The sequence below is a fragment of the Streptomyces sp. S186 genome (assembly GCF_051603415.1).
Classification (GTDB): domain Bacteria; phylum Actinomycetota; class Actinomycetes; order Streptomycetales; family Streptomycetaceae; genus Streptomyces.
Genome location: NZ_CP193932.1, coordinates 5,014,323 through 5,030,646, shown reverse-complemented (window position 1 = coordinate 5,030,646; position 16,324 = coordinate 5,014,323). Strand labels below are relative to the sequence as shown.

11 protein-coding genes and 1 pseudogene are annotated in these 16,324 nt (G+C 73.5%); 7 read left to right on the top strand and 5 right to left on the bottom strand.

Annotation, left to right across the window (positions count from 1 at the left end; genetic code table 11):
* Window positions 1–150 precede the first annotated feature (150 nt).
* The gene (locus ACRAS8_RS21765) at window positions 151–414 is read right to left on the bottom strand and encodes a WhiB family transcriptional regulator (protein WP_003983763.1); all 264 of its coding nucleotides are present in this window, start codon (window positions 412–414) and stop codon (window positions 151–153) included.
* Between the two features lie 720 nt (window positions 415–1,134).
* On the opposite strand from ACRAS8_RS21765, the gene ACRAS8_RS21760 reads away from it, so the two are divergent.
* The 3 genes from ACRAS8_RS21760 (at window position 1,135) to ACRAS8_RS21750 (ending at window position 4,349) form a co-directional block, all read left to right on the top strand.
* Window positions 1,135–1,686 (top strand): cysteine dioxygenase, encoded by a 552-nt coding sequence (locus ACRAS8_RS21760; protein ID WP_438487669.1) that lies wholly within the window; start codon window positions 1,135–1,137, stop codon window positions 1,684–1,686.
* Window positions 1,687–1,800: 114 nt separating this feature from the next.
* A complete protein-coding gene (gene cofD, locus ACRAS8_RS21755; RefSeq protein WP_438487668.1) occupies window positions 1,801–2,760 on the top strand; it encodes a 2-phospho-L-lactate transferase in 960 nt (319 codons plus the stop codon).
* Window positions 2,757–4,349 (top strand): coenzyme F420-0:L-glutamate ligase, encoded by a 1,593-nt coding sequence (locus tag ACRAS8_RS21750; RefSeq protein WP_438487667.1) that lies wholly within the window; start codon window positions 2,757–2,759, stop codon window positions 4,347–4,349. The genes cofD and ACRAS8_RS21750 overlap by 4 nt, the downstream gene beginning before the upstream one ends.
* A gap of 229 nt (window positions 4,350–4,578) precedes the next feature.
* On the opposite strand, the gene ACRAS8_RS21745 is transcribed toward ACRAS8_RS21750, so the two are convergent.
* From ACRAS8_RS21745 to ACRAS8_RS21735, 3 genes and pseudogenes are all read right to left on the bottom strand, one after another.
* Window positions 4,579–5,487: a DNA-3-methyladenine glycosylase family protein gene (locus tag ACRAS8_RS21745; protein WP_438487666.1), complete on the bottom strand. Its 909-nt coding sequence runs from the start codon at window positions 5,485–5,487 to the stop codon at window positions 4,579–4,581.
* A gap of 404 nt (window positions 5,488–5,891) precedes the next feature.
* Window positions 5,892–6,974 (bottom strand): sugar phosphate nucleotidyltransferase, encoded by a 1,083-nt coding sequence (locus tag ACRAS8_RS21740; RefSeq protein ID WP_438487665.1) that lies wholly within the window; start codon window positions 6,972–6,974, stop codon window positions 5,892–5,894.
* Between the two features lie 523 nt (window positions 6,975–7,497).
* Window positions 7,498–8,827: pseudogene (locus ACRAS8_RS21735) on the bottom strand (peptidoglycan recognition protein family protein).
* 126 nt (window positions 8,828–8,953) lie between these two features.
* On the opposite strand from ACRAS8_RS21735, the gene ACRAS8_RS21730 reads away from it, so the two are divergent.
* The 4 genes from ACRAS8_RS21730 (at window position 8,954) to ACRAS8_RS21715 (ending at window position 15,076) form a co-directional block, all read left to right on the top strand.
* Window positions 8,954–9,712 (top strand): TIGR03089 family protein, encoded by a 759-nt coding sequence (locus tag ACRAS8_RS21730; RefSeq protein WP_438487664.1) that lies wholly within the window; start codon window positions 8,954–8,956, stop codon window positions 9,710–9,712.
* Between the two features lie 240 nt (window positions 9,713–9,952).
* Window positions 9,953–11,224, top strand: a complete 1,272-nt coding sequence (locus ACRAS8_RS21725) for an LCP family protein (protein WP_438487663.1) — start codon at window positions 9,953–9,955, stop codon at window positions 11,222–11,224.
* Window positions 11,225–11,482: 258 nt separating this feature from the next.
* Complete coding sequence (locus ACRAS8_RS21720; protein WP_438487662.1) at window positions 11,483–13,252, top strand: LCP family protein; 1,770 nt, start codon at window positions 11,483–11,485, stop codon at window positions 13,250–13,252.
* 69 nt (window positions 13,253–13,321) lie between these two features.
* Window positions 13,322–15,076 (top strand): LCP family protein, encoded by a 1,755-nt coding sequence (locus ACRAS8_RS21715; protein WP_438487661.1) that lies wholly within the window; start codon window positions 13,322–13,324, stop codon window positions 15,074–15,076.
* 54 nt (window positions 15,077–15,130) lie between these two features.
* Here ACRAS8_RS21715 and ACRAS8_RS21710 read toward each other — a convergent pair whose 3' ends face one another.
* On the bottom strand, window positions 15,131–16,168 hold the full coding sequence (locus tag ACRAS8_RS21710) for a glycosyltransferase family 2 protein (protein ID WP_438487660.1): 1,038 nt from the start codon (window positions 16,166–16,168) through the stop codon (window positions 15,131–15,133).
* Window positions 16,169–16,324: the final 156 nt, after the last annotated feature.

Sequence of the window (16,324 nt, the reverse complement as noted above, 5' to 3'; positions counted from 1 at the left end):
GGTCGGCTCCGTACACAGCAGACCGCCTCCGGCGGGCAGTGCGCGGGAGGCGGTGCGTTCGCTATAGGGGGATATGGGGAGTTGGGGTGGTGCGGCGGCGTGGTCGGCGCGGCCGCGGGCGGCTGGTGCGGGGGGCTGGCCTGTCACGGTTCAGACGGCTGCCTTCTTGAGTCGGCGGCGCTCGCGTTCGGAGAGACCGCCCCAGATACCGAAGCGCTCGTCGTTGGCGAGGGCGTATTCGAGGCACTCGGACCGGACTTCGCAGGCGAGGCAGACCTTCTTCGCCTCGCGGGTGGAGCCACCCTTCTCCGGGAAGAAGGACTCGGGGTCGGTCTGGGCGCACAGTGCGCGCTCCTGCCAGCCGAGCTCCTCGTCCGCCTCCTCGACCAGCAATTCCTGGAACAGCTCGGTCATGTGCGCCCCTCGTCTGTCTTTACTTCCCCGTGATCAAGCCGTGATCGAAAACGGCTGAACGACACGAGTGAAATTACAAGTGTGCTGATCCGGGCCAGTCAAGCCGAGATCTGCTATTGGGCCTCTTATTCACTCTGCGGAACCAAGCGTATGCGGAAAGTGTTCAAATCATGCAAAACCAGGACACTTCCCCGGGCGGTTGACCCGTGGCCCCTTTCTCACCGAGTGAGACGCCGGCTGACGGCCTTCGCGTTGCACCCCGACCCTCGGAGCGGGGAAGATCACAGCCGGATCACAGGACCGCAACGGCCGCCCCGGGCGCGGTTGCTGACCGCATCTCCCCGCGATGGGCTGCACAAACCTTTCTCCGTACCGGGTAACCGGATGAGGTGAACGGACCCCGGCGCGCCGCTCCCCGTTTGACAGCGCACCACTGCCCCGTGTCTCCTTGACCGCATGCCAGCGACCTCCGCGCACCGACTGACCCGTTCCTACGGGTCGCTCTGCGCCGTGCAGGCCCGCTGTCGCTGTTCCAGCTGTCGCAGCCACTGAGCTCCAGCCCACCGCGCCCGCCTCATCCCGGCCGGCGCCCCCGCTCCACCCGCGTCCACCGCGCCGCGCCCCCACCGGGAACGCCCCGCGCCGTGCCGCACCCGTCCCCCGCCACCGCGGGCCGGGACCCCAGCGCGCCCCTTCGCACTTCCGCCGAGGAACCCCGTCATGAACAGCGACGTCCAGATCGCCGGCGACCCGCTCGCCATCCCCCACCTGCTGCCGCCCGTCCCCGCCCACCCCACCACCGTCGCCGGCTTCGCCGGCCTGGCCCGCGCGATCGCCGCCGACCGCGCCGCCTGGGCCCCGCTGGTCCGCTACGACGCCACCACCCGCTGGTACCACCGGCTGCGCACCGGGCCCGGCTACGAGGTGTGGCTGCTGTCCTGGGTCCCCGGGCAGGGCAGCGGCCGCCACGACCACGGCCCCTCCTCGGGCGTACTGACCGTCCTGGAAGGCGAGTTGACCGAACACGCCGGAGGCCGGCCGCGCACCCTGGCCGCCGGCGCCCAGCGGGTCTTCGCCCCCGGCTACGCCCACGAGGTCGTCAACGACGCGCTGGCGCCGGCCGTCAGCCTGCACGTGTACTTCCCCGGCCTCACCGAGATGCCGATGCTCCCGACGTCCCCGACGTCCCACTCCGACGCGGCCGGAACGGCGCCGCTCGCCCCGTACAGCGCCCGCTGCGCGGCCCCGTCCGGGGAGGCGGCGGCCCACTGACCCCGGCCGCTCGCCGGACCACCGCCCCTCGCGGATCGGCCCGCGGCCGACAGCCCACCCGTCGCCCGGCCACCGCCCCTCGTGGATCAGCCCGCGGCTGACAGACTTACCGCCATGCGCATTGTGGTTCTGGCCGGCGGTATCGGCGGCGCCCGCTTTCTGCGGGGACTGAAGGCAGCGGCTCCGGAAGCGGACATCACCGTCATCGGCAACACCGGTGACGACATCCACCTGTTCGGGCTGAAGGTGTGTCCCGACCTCGACACCGTGATGTACACGCTCGGCGGCGGCATCAACGAGGAGCAGGGCTGGGGCCGTACGGACGAGACGTTCCGGGTGAAGGAGGAGCTCGCCGCGTACGGCGTCGGGCCGGAGTGGTTCGGGCTGGGCGACCGGGACTTCGCCACCCACATCGTCCGGACCCAGATGCTGGGTGCAGGCTACCCGCTGAGCGCCGTCACCGAGGCGCTGTGCGCCCGCTGGCAGCCCGGGGTGCGGCTGCTGCCGATGTCCGACGACCGGGTCGAGACCCATGTGGCCGTCGAGGACGAGAACGGCGAGCGCAAGGCCGTGCACTTCCAGGAGTACTGGGTGCGGCTGCGGGCGTCGGTGCCGGCGCTGGCCGTGGTGCCGGTCGGCGCCGAGCAGGCCAAGCCGGCGCCCGGCGTGCTGGAGGCGCTCGCCGCGGCCGACGTGATCCTCTTCCCGCCGTCCAACCCGGTCGTCAGCGTCGGCACGATCCTGGCCGTACCGGGCATCCGGGAGGCCGTGGCGGAGGCGGCGGCTCCGGTCGTCGGCCTGTCGCCGATCGTCGGGGACGCCCCGGTGCGCGGAATGGCCGACAAGGTGCTGGCGGCGGTCGGCGTGGAGTCCACCGCGGCGGCGGTGGCCCGGCACTATGGCGCGGGCCTGCTGGACGGCTGGCTGGTCGACGGCGTGGACGCGGGCGCGGTGGCCGACGTCGAGGCGGCGGGAGTCCGCTGCCGGGCGGTGCCGCTGATGATGACGGACCTGGACGCCACCGCCGCGATGGCCCGCGAGGCGCTGGCGCTGGCCGAGGAGGTACGGGCATGACCCGAGGAGGTACGGGCACTACCGGGGCCATCATCGGGGCGGCGGAGGCGCCCGGATACCGGGAGGCGCCCGGATACCGGGTGTGGGCGCTGCCGGGCCTCCCCGAGGTGCGGCCCGGCGACGACCTCGTCAAGCTGATCGCGGCCGCGGCGAACGGTCCGGGGGCGACCCAACTGGCCGACGGCGACGTGGTGTTGGTCACCTCGAAGATCATCAGCAAGGCCGAGGGCCGGCTCGTCGAGGCGGCCGACCGGGAGGCGGCCATCGACGCCGAGACGGTGCGGGTGGTGGCCCGCCGCGGCACCCTGCGGATCGTGGAGAACCGCCGCGGACTGGTGATGGCCGCGGCCGGCGTGGACGCCTCCAACACCCCGTCCGGCACGATCCTGCTGCTGCCCGAGGACCCGGACGCGTCGGCCCGCGCGCTGCGGGCCGGGCTGCGCGAAGCGCTCGGCGTGAACGTCGGCGTCGTCGTCACCGACACCTTCGGGCGGCCCTGGCGCAGCGGACTGACCGACGTCGCCATCGGGGCGGCCGGGGTGCGGGTGCTGGACGACCTGCGCGGCGGCACCGACGCGTACGGCAATCCGCTGGTCGCCACCATCGTGGCCACCGCGGACGAACTCGCCGCCGCGGGCGACCTGGTGAAGGGCAAGGCCACGGGGCTGCCGGTGGCGGTGGTACGGGGGCTGCCGCATGTCGTGTTGCCGGTGGCCGGGAGCAGGCCGGTGTCGGGGGGTACGCCGGTGTCGGCGGGCATGCCGGCGGGGGACATGGCCGCGCTGGCTGCCGACTCGGCGTCGGTGTCTTCGGCGTCCATGCCTGATGTGTCCGGCTCGGCATCCGTATCCGGCTCGGCGCCAACACCATCGTCCACGTTTGACTCGGTCTCCGTGTCCGGCTCCGGGGACCGGGTCGGGGAGGCGGACGATCCGGGGGCGCGGGCGCTGGTGCGGAACGCGGCGGACGACATGTTCCGGCTGGGCACGTCGGAGGCGGTGCGGGAGGCGGTGACGCTGCGGCGCACGGTCCGGGAGTTCACCGACGATCCGGTGGACCCAGGGGCGGTGCGGCGCGCGGTCGCCGCGGCGCTGACCGCGCCGGCGCCGCACCACACCACGCCGTGGCGGTTCGTCCTCCTGGAGTCGGCGGAGGCCCGGACCCGCCTCCTGGACGCGATGCGGGACGCGTGGGTGGCCGACCTGCGGGCGGACGGGAAGTCGGAGGAGGCCATCGCCAAACGGGTGCGGCGCGGCGACGTGCTGCGCAACGCGCCGTATCTGGCGGTGCCGTGCATGGTGCTGGACGGCGCGCACGCCTACCCGGACGCGCGGCGCGGCGCCGCCGAGCGCGAGATGTTCGTCGTCGCGCACGGCGCGGGCATCCAGAACTTCCTGGTCGCGCTGGCCGGCGAGCGGCTGGGGTCGGCGTGGATCTCCTCGACGATGTTCTGCCGCGACGTGGTCCGCGAGGCGCTGGAACTGCCCACGGAGTGGGAGCCGATGGGGGCGGTGGCCATCGGCCGCCCGGCGTCGCCGCCGCGGGAGCGGCCGGCACGGCCGGTGGAGGACTTCGTCAGCGTCCGGTGACACCTTCGCGAGCTTCCGGTGACACCTTCGCGTGAGTGACAAAGTCGCGTGTCAGTTCCCTGACATGCACGCATGCACTCTCGTGCACTCTCGTGCGAATGTTCGGCGAGGCACTCGCGTGTCAGTGTCCGGTGACGCAGTCGACCGGTCTGCGGCGCCCCAGCCGGCCGGTCATAGTCGCGGGGCCGGCACCGTCGGCGACCTGCATCTGCCGGTCACAGTCGGCCGGTCAGAGTCGGGCGATGTCGCCCACCGGGAAGCGCGGGGCGCGGCGCGGCGGTACCAGGCCGGAGAGCAGGATCAGCCGGGCCGCGCGGTGCCGCTGCCCCTCGTAGGGCGCGAGGAGCTCCAGCATCTCCTCGTCGGTGGTGCCGCGCCGGCCGGTGAGCGCATAGCCGACGATCTTCGGCAGATGCAGGTCGCCGACGGTGATCGCGTCGGGGGCGCCCAGGGCGCGCTGGAGGGTCTCGGCGGCCGTCCAGGGGCCGATGCCCGGGATCGCGGTCAGCCGGCGGGTGGCGTCAGCGAGGTCCATCCGCGCGGCCTCCTCCATGCGGGCCGCGACCTGGACCGCCCGCAGGATCGCCGACGACCGCTTGGCGTCGACGCCCGCGCGGTGCCACTCCCAGGACGGGATCAGCGCCCAGCCGTGCGGGTCGGGCATCACCCGCAGCCGGTCCCAGGGGCCGGGCGCGGGCGTGCCGTGGCGCTGGAGCAGCAGCCGCCAGGCGCGGTACGCCTCGTCGCTGGTGACCTTCTGCTCCAGGATCGAGGGGATCAGCGACTCCAGGACCAGCCCGGTGCGGGCCAGCCGGACGCCGGGGTGGCGGCGGCGTGCCTCGTGGACGACGCGGTGGCGCGCCGTCAGGGCCTCCGGGGCGTCGGGCTCCCCCAGCAGCTCCGGCAGGCGGTCCAGTAGCCACTCGGCGCCGGGGCCCCAGGCCGTGGCCGCGACGTGGCCGTCGGCGGGGCGGGCCGCCAGGCGCAGGGTGCCGGGGCCGGCGGGGGTGCGGCAGGCCCGCCAGATCTCGTGGCCGCGGACCGCGAACGCCGGGTCGCCGGGACCGCGTCGCAGCACCCCGAGGGTGCGGTGCAGGTCGTACGGGCCGGGCGGGACCCAGGTGCGGGTGGCGGGCATGCGGCCAGGTTAGGCGAAGGTCAGGCGGTCGGGAGTGGGATACGGGGGTGGGACCCGGTCGGGCGCTGCGGGGCCTCGCTCGCTGCTTCCTTTTACTCGCAACGATTACGGAGAGTGATTTGTTCCTCGCGGAATCACTTTTCGTGGTGGGTGTGCTGCGGTGAGTGGTGGCGTTGCGTTGCGGGGGGGGACGGGGTTGGCGGGATTATGGGGCTTTTCTGCAGGTGGCCCGGGGGCAGGCGGCCCCGCAGGTGGCCCGGGGGCAGGTGGCCCCGCAGGTGGCCCGGGGTGTGGCGGCCGCCCGGCCGGTGGGGGCCGAGCGGGCGCCGTTGGAGCAGCCGTTGGGTTGTTGGGTCAACCGTTGGGTTGTTGGTCCGGTCGCTGGGTTGCTGGTCGGAGTTGGGTTACTGGTCGGAGGAGAAGCGGATGGAGGCGGCCGGGATGTGGGCGTCGCACCAGATGCGGATGCCGCCGCGGAGTTCGTTGTCGGGGCCGATCACCGCGCCGTCGCCGATCACCGCGCCGTCGAGGACCGTGTTGGCCCCGATCCGGGCGCCGGCGCCGATCAGCGAGTCGCGGACCTGGGCCCCCGGTTCGATCACCGCGCCGTCGAGGACGGTGCTGCCGTCCACCCGGGCGCCCGCGCCGACCCGGGCGGCCGCGCCGACGGCGGTGCCGCCGGTGAGCTTGGCATCCGGGGCGACCTCGGCGCCGTCCAGGACGAGGCGGTCGCCGCAGCGTCCGGGGACGGCCGGCGACGGGGCGCGGCCCATGACCAGGTCGGCGGAGCCACGGACGAACGCCTGCGGGGTGCCGAGGTCGAGCCAGTACGTGGAGTCGACCATGCCCTGGAGGTGGGCGCCGTCGGCGAGCAGGCCGGGGAAGGTCTCGCGTTCGACGGAGACCGGGCGGCCGGTGGGGATGGCGTCGATGACCGACCGGTTGAAGACGTAGGCACCGGCGTTGATCTGGTCGGTGACGATCTCCTCGGGGGTCTGCGGCTTCTCCAGGAAGGCGGTGACCCGGCCGGTGTCGTCGGTGGGGACGAGCCCGAAGGCGCGCGGGTCCTCGACCCGGGTGAGATGCAGGGAGACGTCGGCGCCGCTGGTGCGGTGGGTGTCGACGAGGGCGCGGATGTCCAGGCCGGTGAGGATGTCGCCGTTGAAGATCAGCACCGGGTCGCCGGGCGCGGAGTGCAGCCGGGAGGCGACGTTGCGGATGGCGCCGCCGGTGCCCAGCGGTTCCACCTCGGTGACGTACTCCAGGTGCAGGCCGAGCGCGGAGCCGTCGCCGAAGTACGGCTCGAAGACCTCGGCGAGGTAGGAGGTGGCCAGGACGACGTGCTCGACGCCTGCGGCACGGGCGCGGGCCAGTTGGTGGGTGAGGAACGGCACGCCGGCCGCCGGGACCATGGGCTTGGGCGTGTGCACTGTCAGCGGGCGCAGCCGGGTGCCCTTGCCGCCGACCAGGAGGATCGCTTCAGTCACTGTGTCCTCTGTTCGCTTCTCCGCCCGCGCAGCGCAGCGGTGCGGCACTCGACGTCCACCGCAGCCCGGTGGCTGCACGTGCGACGCTCACGTGTCCTCTGTTCGCTTCTCCGCCCGCGCAGCGCAGCGGTGCGGCACTCGACGTCCACCGCAGCCCGGTGGCTGCACGTGCGACGCTCACGTGTCCTCTGTTCGCTTCTCCGCCCGCGCAGTACAGCGGTGCGGCACTCGACGTCCACTGCGCGCGTGCGACGCTCACGTGGTCCTCTCTGCTTTCTGCTGGTTGCCGCTGGTTCGGGCGGTCGGCGGACCAGTGTAGGCAGACGGTCCGCCGGCCCTGGTCGCCGGGACGTGGCCGGGCCGGTGACGCCGGTGACGGGGCGACAGGGCACTTGCGGTCCTTAGGACGCGGCGGGGCCGGGAGAGGTTCAGCGGCCGCGCGGGCGGGGTCGGCGACGGGGGCGCGGCCCTGCGGCGGCCCGGCGGGCCGTAGGGAGCGGCTCGGCGGGCCGTGGGGTGGGGTTCAGCGGCCCTGGAGGTGGGCGGCGGCCTGGCGGACGGCGGGGAGGTCGGCGTAGAGGCGGGTGCCGGGGCATTCGGTCTTGAAGCCGTCGCGGTGGCCGGAGATGACGTGCTGTTGGACGGTCTTTCCCCGGCGGTAGAGGTTGCCGCCGCTGGAGGTCATGGGGGCGCGGCCGCGCGGGTCGGCGCCGTAGAGGCCGAGCTTCCAGGCCGTCAGGCGGCCCAGGGCCTCGACGGCTGCGCGCGAGGGGGCGGTCTTGTTGAAGGAGCCGAGGAGGGCGATGCCGGTGCTGTCGTTGTTGAAGCCGAGGGTGTGGGCGCCGAGTACGGGTTTGGCGACGCCGCCGGCGCGGCCCTCGTAGACGGTGCCGCACTTGTCGATGAGGAAGTTGTAGCCGATGTCGCGCCAGTGGCTGCTCTTGACGTGGTAGCGGTACAGGCCGCGGATCACCGAAGGGGCCTGTGCGCAGGTGTAGTTGTTGCCGGTGGCGCTGTGGTGGACGAAGGCGGCGCGGACGGTGTGGGTGTAGACGAAGCGGGACTCGCGCAGTCTCTCGTCGGCGCCCCAGCCGGCGCGGGTGACGATGCGCGGGCGGGCGCCGATGTGGGCCGGTCCGTTGGGGGGGCGGGTACCGGTGGCGGCGATGTCGGTCTGGGTGGCGGCCTGGTCGGCGGCGGGGATCTCGGTGGCGCCGGGCGGGGCGAGGGGGGCGTTGGCGGCGGCGCTGGCGGCGGCCGCGGGGGTGGGGGGCGGGGCCGCCGCGTACGGCGGGGGTGTCGGGTCCGGGGTCGACGAGTTCGAGGCGGAGGCCGTGCGGGAGGTCGCCGGCGGCGCGGTGCGGGTCGGTGACGGTGAGGCGCAGTTGGATGGCGTCGCTGCTGCCGACCCAGAGGGGCGCGGTGCTGCCGCGGGCGCGGGTGCCGCTGGGTTCGCCGCCCGGGTCGGGGGCGTCGTCGCTGTCGGTCTGGAGGTCCTGCCAGTCGGACCACTGGGCGCTGCCGCGGGCGCGGGTGCGGACCTGGGCGCGGCCGCGGAGGGCGAGGGCGGCGTCGTCCCAGACGACGCCGACGAGGGAGAACGGGCGGACGGCGCGGGGCGGGAGTTCGTGGACGGTGTTCTCCTGCGGTGGGACGGTGGCCCGGGCCCGGCCGTGCGGGGTGGTCAGGCCGAGGCCGTCCAGGGGCAGGGACTGGGTGGCGCCCGGCAGATCGCCGGCGCTCGCCGTGCCGGGCCCGGCGGCCGCCTGCGCGGGGTGCGCGGGCGGGGCGAGGGGCAGGGCGAGGGCGGCCGTGCACGCGGCGCCGAGGCAGGTGGCGAGGATGGGGCGCATGGGGAAATCCTGGGACGGCCCGGGGCGGCCCGCCATCGCTGGTGGGGCGGGGCTTCGGCCGAACCGGTGGCGGGTGCGGCCGTACCCGACTGCCCGTCAGGGTCCGTCGCGCGTACGCTGGCCGCGATGAACGCCATCGATCGCACCCCCGCCGACCTGCTGGGTTCCGCGCTGGCCGCGGACCCGGCCCGCCCGCTGGTGACCTTCTACGACGATGCCACCGGCGAGCGGGTGGAACTGTCCGTCGCGACCTTCGCCAATTGGGTGGCGAAGACCGCCAACTACCTCCAGGGCGATCTGGCCGCCGGGCCCGGCGACCGGCTCGCGCTGCTGTTGCCCGCGCACTGGCAGACCGCGGTGTGGCTGCTGGCGTGCGCGTCGGTGGGGGTGGTCGCGGAGGTGGGCGGTGATCCGGGCGCGGCGGATCTGGTCGTCAGCGGCCCGGACGCGCTCGATGCGGCGCGGGCCTGTTCCGGGGAGCGGGTGGCGTTGGCGCTGCGCCCGTTGGGGGGCCGGTTCCCGCAGCCGCCCGCGGGGTTCGCGGACTTCGCGGTGGAGGTGCCGGGCCAGGGTGACCGGTTCGTGCCGTTCGCCCCGGTGGATCCGGGGGCGCCGGCGCTGGTGGTCGGCGGCGAGGAGCTGACGGGCGCCGGGATCGGGGAGCGGGCGCTGGCGGATGCCGCGGCGGCCGGGATGCCGCCGGCGCCGCGGGTGTTGTCGGGGCTGGCGTACGACAGTTGGCGGGGGTTGTCGGCGGGGCTGTACGCGCCGCTGGCGGCGGGTGGTTCGGTGGTGCTCTGCCGGCATCTGGACCGTTTGGACGGGGCGGCGCTGGCCGGGCGGGAGGCCGCGGAGAAGGTCACGTTCACGGTGCCGCGTTCCTGAGGGCCGGTCACGAGCCCGTTCCTGCCGGCGGGGTGCCGGCTCCCCCGTCCGGCGGAGGGGCGTTCCCGTCCGGCGGAGGGTGGTTCCCGCCGGGCGGGCCGGTTCGTGCGGGCGGGGCCATGCTCGGGTTACGTACGCCCGGACGCCCGGTGCGTACGGACTCCCCGGCGCGGGGGCCGGCGGTCTTCCCGGCGGTGCCCGGCGCGGGGCGTCCCGTCGACTCCGAGGAGGCCCGCCCACGTGACCGAGAGCCCCGACACCCCGTCCGGCCGCCGGCGTCGTTCCGGGGGCGGTGGGCGGGCGCGGTTCGGGGGCTGGCCGGAGCGGCCCGCGGGGCTGCTGTGGACGGACCGGCCGGGGCCGCCGCGCACTCCGCCGCCGCGCCGTCGCCGCCGGCTGCGGGCGGCGGCGCTGGCGCTGACGGTGGCGGTGCTGGCCTCGGCGGGGCTGGGGTGGGCCGTCTGGGCGCGGTTGAACGGCAACATCCGTTCGGACAGCGCGACGGAGCGGGAGCTGGAGAAGTACGAGTCGGAGCGGCCGCCGGCGGGTCCGAAGGGCGCGCAGAACATCCTGCTGATCGGCTCGGACAACCGGGGTGGCGGGAACGGGGAGTACGGGGAGGACAGCGGCACCCAGCGGTCGGACACCACGATCCTGCTGCATCTGGCGGCGGACCGCCGGAGCGCCACCGCGGTGAGCGTGCCGCGCGATCTGATGGTGGAGGTGCCGCACTGCAAGCGGGCCGACGGGTCGGAGTCCGCGCCGCAGACGGTGCAGTTCAACTGGGCGTTCGCGTTCGGCGGGGCGGCGTGTGCGATCCGCACGGTGGAGCGGATGACGCGGATCCGGATCGACCACCACATCGTCGTGGACTTCACCGGTTTCAAGAACATGGTGGACGCGGTGCACGGGGTGCAGGTGTGTCTGCCGAGGCCGGTCCAGGACGAGGAGGCGCATGTGTCGTTGCCGGCCGGCCGGCAGACGCTGGACGGGGAGGGGGCGCTGGGTTATGTGCGGGCCCGGAAGAGTCTGGGGGACGGCAGCGACACCCAGCGGATGGCGCGGCAACAGCAGTTCCTGGCCGCTCTGGTGGAGAAAGTGCAGAGTAATGGTGTGCTGCTCAATCCGATGCGGCTGTATCCGGTGTTGGATGCCGCGACGAGTTCGCTGACGACGGATGCCGGGCTGGCGTCGCTTCGGGGTTTGTACGAATTGGTCCGCAGTATGCGGAGCATTCCCCCGGCACATGTGCAGTTCCTGACCGTGCCGCGTACCGCGTACCGTTACGACCCGAATCGCGATCAGCTGGTGCAGCCGGACGCGGATCGGCTCTTCGGGCGGTTGCGCGGTGATCAGCCGGTGGCGGTGGTGCCGCAGCCGCCCGCGGGGGCGGGGCTCGGCGGTGGGGACGGCAAGGCGGCGGGCCCGGGGCGCGGCGGGCGGCCGGCGCCCGGTGCGAGTTCCACACCGGCCTTTCCGGGGAGCACGGCGGAACACGGCGGCTGCGAATAAAAACGCCGCAAAGAGCGCCCGGAACCCGTGAAGGGAATGGGCGGATTGCCCAGTTGTAGGGAAGTGGAATTTGTCACGGGCGTCGCCCGAGGCTGAACTGGGCGGATAGTGTGAGCGATCCGGTCCGCTCGACCAGCCGACCGATCACCGTCGCCCGGCGACGGTTGACCCAGTACCGAACCACCTAACGCACGATCGACCGACCGAGCGCCTTGAGGGGATGGCGCCGCGTGGTACCGACGGAGGACTCAAGGCACCGTGGACGCGCAAGGCCGTGGGCAGGCGGACGACAACAACGTCGATCCCGCTGATCAGTGGGTGTTCAATCCGGACACCGGCAACTACGAGTTGCGGCTCGACCCGTCGGGTCAGGGCCCTGCTCGGCCCGCCGACCGCAAGGCGCCCGGCAGACGTTCCGCGGGGAGGCCGGGTGCGGGTGGCGGCGACAGTGACACCCGTCCACTGCCGGTGCAGCGGCGCGGCCGCGGTGACGGTGACGGTGACGCGGAGCCCGCGGAGGGCGGGCGGGCGGCGCGCCGGGCGGCCGGCCGGGCCGGGGCGGCGGCAGCGGCGGCCGGGGCTGCGGCGAGCCGCCGCAAGCCCAAGCCGAAGGCGTCGGGGCGGCGGAAGTTCCTGTACTGGACGGCCGGTGTGGTGGGCTTCGTGCTCGTCGCCGGCTGCGGTACCGCGTTCGTGATCTACCAGCAGCTCGACGGCAACATCAAGAAGGTCGACGTCGGTGAGGAGAACTCGGCGGTCACCGACGGTCCGGTGAACCTCCTGGTGATCGGCACGGACGCGCGTACCGGCAAGGGCGACACCGGCTACGGCGACTCCGGCAGCGTCGGGCACGCGGACACCACGATCCTGATGCATGTGTCGAAGGACCGGACCAATGCCACGGCGCTGAGCATTCCGCGTGACCTGGTCACCGACATCCCGGACTGCCCGACGAAGCAGCCGGACGGTTCGACGAAGGTCGTTCCGGGCCAGCGGCATGTGCGGTTCAACGAGAGTCTGGGCCAGGCGGGCCGGGATCCGGGGTGCACCTGGCGGACGGTGGAGAAGCTGACCGGCCTGAAGATCAACCACTTCATGATGGCGGACTTCAACGCCGTCAAGGACCTGTCGAACGCGGTGGACGGCGTCGAGGTGTGCGCCGCCAAGGCCATCGACGACCCCAAGTCGCACCTGAAGCTGTCGCCCGGCCGTCATGTGGTGAAGGGCGAGCAGGCGCTGGCATTCGTGCGGACCCGGCACTCGGTGGGCACCGGCAGCGACCTGAGCCGGATCAAGCTGCAGCAGCAGTTCGTCGGGTCGCTGATCCGGAAGCTGAAGTCGAGTGCGTTCAGCAGCCCGGGCAAGCTGCTGGACGTGGCGCAGGCGGCGACGAAGGCGCTGACGGTGGACACCGGTATCGGCACCGCGGGCAAGCTGATGGACTTCGGCGACGACCTGAAGAAGGTCGACCTCAACAAGATCACCTTCGCCACGGTGCCGGTGCTGGACAACCCGCGGGACAAGGCGACCGTCGTGCTGGACTCGGCGAAGGCCGAGCCGCTGTTCAAGATGGTGCAGCAGGACCACGCGCTGGCCAAGGGTGCCGGCAAGGGCGCGGGCGGCAAGCCCGGCGCGCCGGTCAAGAAGGCGCCTGCGGAGCTGGTCCGGGTCGATGTCACCAACGGGGGCGGGCCGTTCGGCGCGGCCCAGGAGACCGTGGACTGGCTGCAGAACACCAAGGGCGCGCGGCTGTCGACGAATGCCGGCAACGCGCCGGAGAAGCTGTCCGCGACGCGTCTGGAGTACGCGCCGAACCAGGCCGACCAGGCCGCGACGCTCGCCGAGTGGATGGGTCTGCCCAAGGGCGCGCTGAAGAAGACCGGTGCGGACGCCGGTCCGAAGGTCCCGATGAAGCTGGTGCTGGGCAAGGACTTCACCGCGCCGGGTTCGCCGATCGAGGCGCCGACCGAAACCCCGGAGGGCGTTCAGCACGTCAGTGCAGATGACAAGAACATCTGCGCGAAGTGAACGGGCCGGGCGCTGAGCCCGGGTACTGAGCGGACCTGAACGGAAAAACGGAAAACGGGGGAAGGGCGAATGCCGCAGAGCGGTGTGCGCGGTGCGGGGCGGCAGCAGGAGCCGCGCCGGCTGGGCTGGACGGGCAGTGCCTTCGAGGACAAGGGGCTGCCGCCGGACGCGCCGGACTGGGCGGCCGACGGGGCCGTCGGCGGCCCGGCCGGCGGTGCGGGCGACGCTCCGTCCGGCGGGACGGCCCAGGGACGCGCCGGGCGCCGCCGGGACCGCCGGGCCGCGCGGGCCGCGGGCGGCGGGAAGAAGGGCGGCACGGGTCGCCGGGTGCTGCGCTGGACGGCGCTGGGCCTGGGTGTGCTCCTGGTGGCCGGGGCCGCCGGCGGCTACCTCTACTACCAGCACCTGAACGCGAACCTCCGCAAGGAGGCGCTGGACCTCGGTCCTGGCGGGCTGAAGAAGCCGGAGCCGAACGCGTTCGGGCAGACGCCGATGAACATCCTGCTGCTGGGGTCGGACGGCCGGAACACCGAGAAGAACATCGAGCTGGGCGGGGCCCGCCAGGACGCGGACCGCAAGCCGCTGGCGGACGTCCAGATGCTGGTGCACGTCAGCGCCGACCGCAGCAACATGTCGGTGATCTCCATCCCGCGGGACACCCGGGTGACCATTCCGCAGTGCACCGACCCCAAGGACGGCCACGTCTATCCGGAGACCACCACCGAGATCAACGAGTCGCTGCAGCACGGCGGTCCGGGCTGCACCGTCGCCACCTGGAAGGCGCTGACCGGCGTCTACGTCGACCACTTCATGATGGTCGACTTCTCCGGGGTGGTGGACATGGCCGACGCGGTCGGCGGGGTGCCGGTCTGCGTCGACCGGAACGTCTACTCGCACGACAGCAGGGGCCACGGCAGCGGGCTGCGGCTGACCAAGGGCACCCACCCGGTCAAGGGCGTGCAGGCGCTGCAGTGGCTGCGCACCCGTTACGGCTTCGAGGACAACACCGACATCGGCCGGGCCAAGGCCCAGCACATGTACATGAACTCGATGATCCGTCAGCTCAAGCAGGGCACCAAACTCACCGACCCGGTGCAGCTGCGGGACCTGGCGGAGGCCGCGACCAGCGCGCTCACCGTCGACGAGGGGCTGGGCTCGGTCAAGAAGCTCTACGACCTGGGCGGCGATCTGCAGCGGGTGCCGACCGGGCGGATCACGATGATCACCATGCCCTGGCAGTACGGGCCCGGGGAGCGGTACGTCGAGCCGAAGCCCGGGGACGCGGAGGCCACCTTCGCGATGCTGCGCGACGACGTGGCGCTGGACGGCAAGGGCGCCAAGGGCGGCAAGGACGCGAAGGGCGGCGGGCCGCAGCCGGCGACCCCGTCCCCGTCAACTCCCAAGGAAAAGCTGGCCGTTGTCGTCCAGAACGGCACGGACGGGGCGCGCGGCCCGGCCGCCGGGCGGGCGAACGACCTCCAGGCCCGGCTGGTGGCGCTCGGCTACACGGGCACGCGCACGGATTCCCGGCTCGTCAGCCAGGCGGGGACCGCCGTGCTCTACAAGGACGCCGCGCGGCGCGGCGACGCCCTGGCGCTCGCCAAGGCGCTGGGGCTGCCGGCCGGTGCGGTGCGGGAGTCGCCGGAGGCCGGCACGGTGCGGCTGGTGGTCGGCAACGACTGGCGGACCGGCACGGACTACGCGGCGGCATCCGGCGCGGGCGGCGGGGCGCCGGCGCACCAAGCCCCGAAGAGCGCGGACGCGTTGAACGCGGAGAAGGACTCCTCGGCCTGCATGAAGGTCAATCCGCAGTACACGTTCTGACGTGCCGGGGCACGCGTACGGGGTGCGCGCCGCGGGGCGCGCACCCCGGGGGGGCTACTCCGCGGCCGGGGCGGGGGCCGGGGCCTTGACGGCCGGCCGCCGGCTGGCGATGACCTTCTTCGCGAGGGAGCGCGGGCTGGTGAGGAAGCCGACGCCCCAGGACATGTGCATGGTCGCCAGGGCGACGGGGATCTGGGCGCGGGCCTTCAGCGACAGGCCCTTGCCGGCCGGCAGCGAGCCCGCGGTGATCGCGGCGAGGTAGCCGGCCGGGACGACGAGGCCCCAGGGCGTGACGGCCGCGCCGACGACCAGGCCGGCGGCGATGGCGCAGACCGCGGCCGGCGGGGCGAGGTAGCGCAGGTTGATCGACCCGGAGTGGTAGCGGGCGACGACGTGCCGCCACTTGCCGTAGTCCTTGTACTGCTTGGCCAGGGCCTTGATGCTGGGGCGCGGCCGGTACTGGACCTTCAGCTCGGGCGAGAACCAGATCTGTCCGCCGGCCTCCCGGATGCGGAAGTTCAGCTCCCAGTCCTGGGCGCGGATGAACTCCTCGTTGTAGCCGCCCTGTTGCTCCAGCACCTCGCGGCGGAAGACGCCGAGGTAGACCGTTTCGGCGGGGCCGGCCGAGCCGCCGGTGTGGAAGGCGGCGTTGCCGACGCCGATCTTGGAGGTCATGGCGGCGGCCACGGCCTCCTCCCAGGCGTTCTCGCCCTCGGCGTGCATGATGCCGCCGACGTTGGCGGCGCCGGTCTCTTCCAGGAGGCGTACAGCGGTGGCGATGTAGTTCGGCGAGAGCATGCCGTGGCCGTCGACACGGACGACGACGGGGTGCCGGGACGCCTTGATGGCGGCGTTCAGGGCGGCGGGGGTGCGGCCGGTGGGGTTGGGGACGGTGTGCACCCGGGGGTCCTCGCGGACCAGTTCCGCGGCGATCTCGTCGGTGCGGTCCGTGGAGGGGCCGAGGGCGATCACCACCTCCATCTCGCCGGCGTACTCCTGGGCCAGGATGTGCCGGACGGCGTTGCGCAGGTGACGTTCCTCGTTGAGCACCGGCATGATCACGGAGACGGCCGGGAGCTGCTGCTGGGGCATGGTTCCTCGGGGGTACGGCCCGCGGCGAGCCGCCATGGGGGCGGCAGCGCCCGCCGGGAGACTGCGGTGTTCCGCCTCACGGTACCGCGAACGGGGGATCGCTTCGGACGGCAACCGGGTGGCCGGCCGCCGACCGCCCGGTGTGTGTGGTTTTGA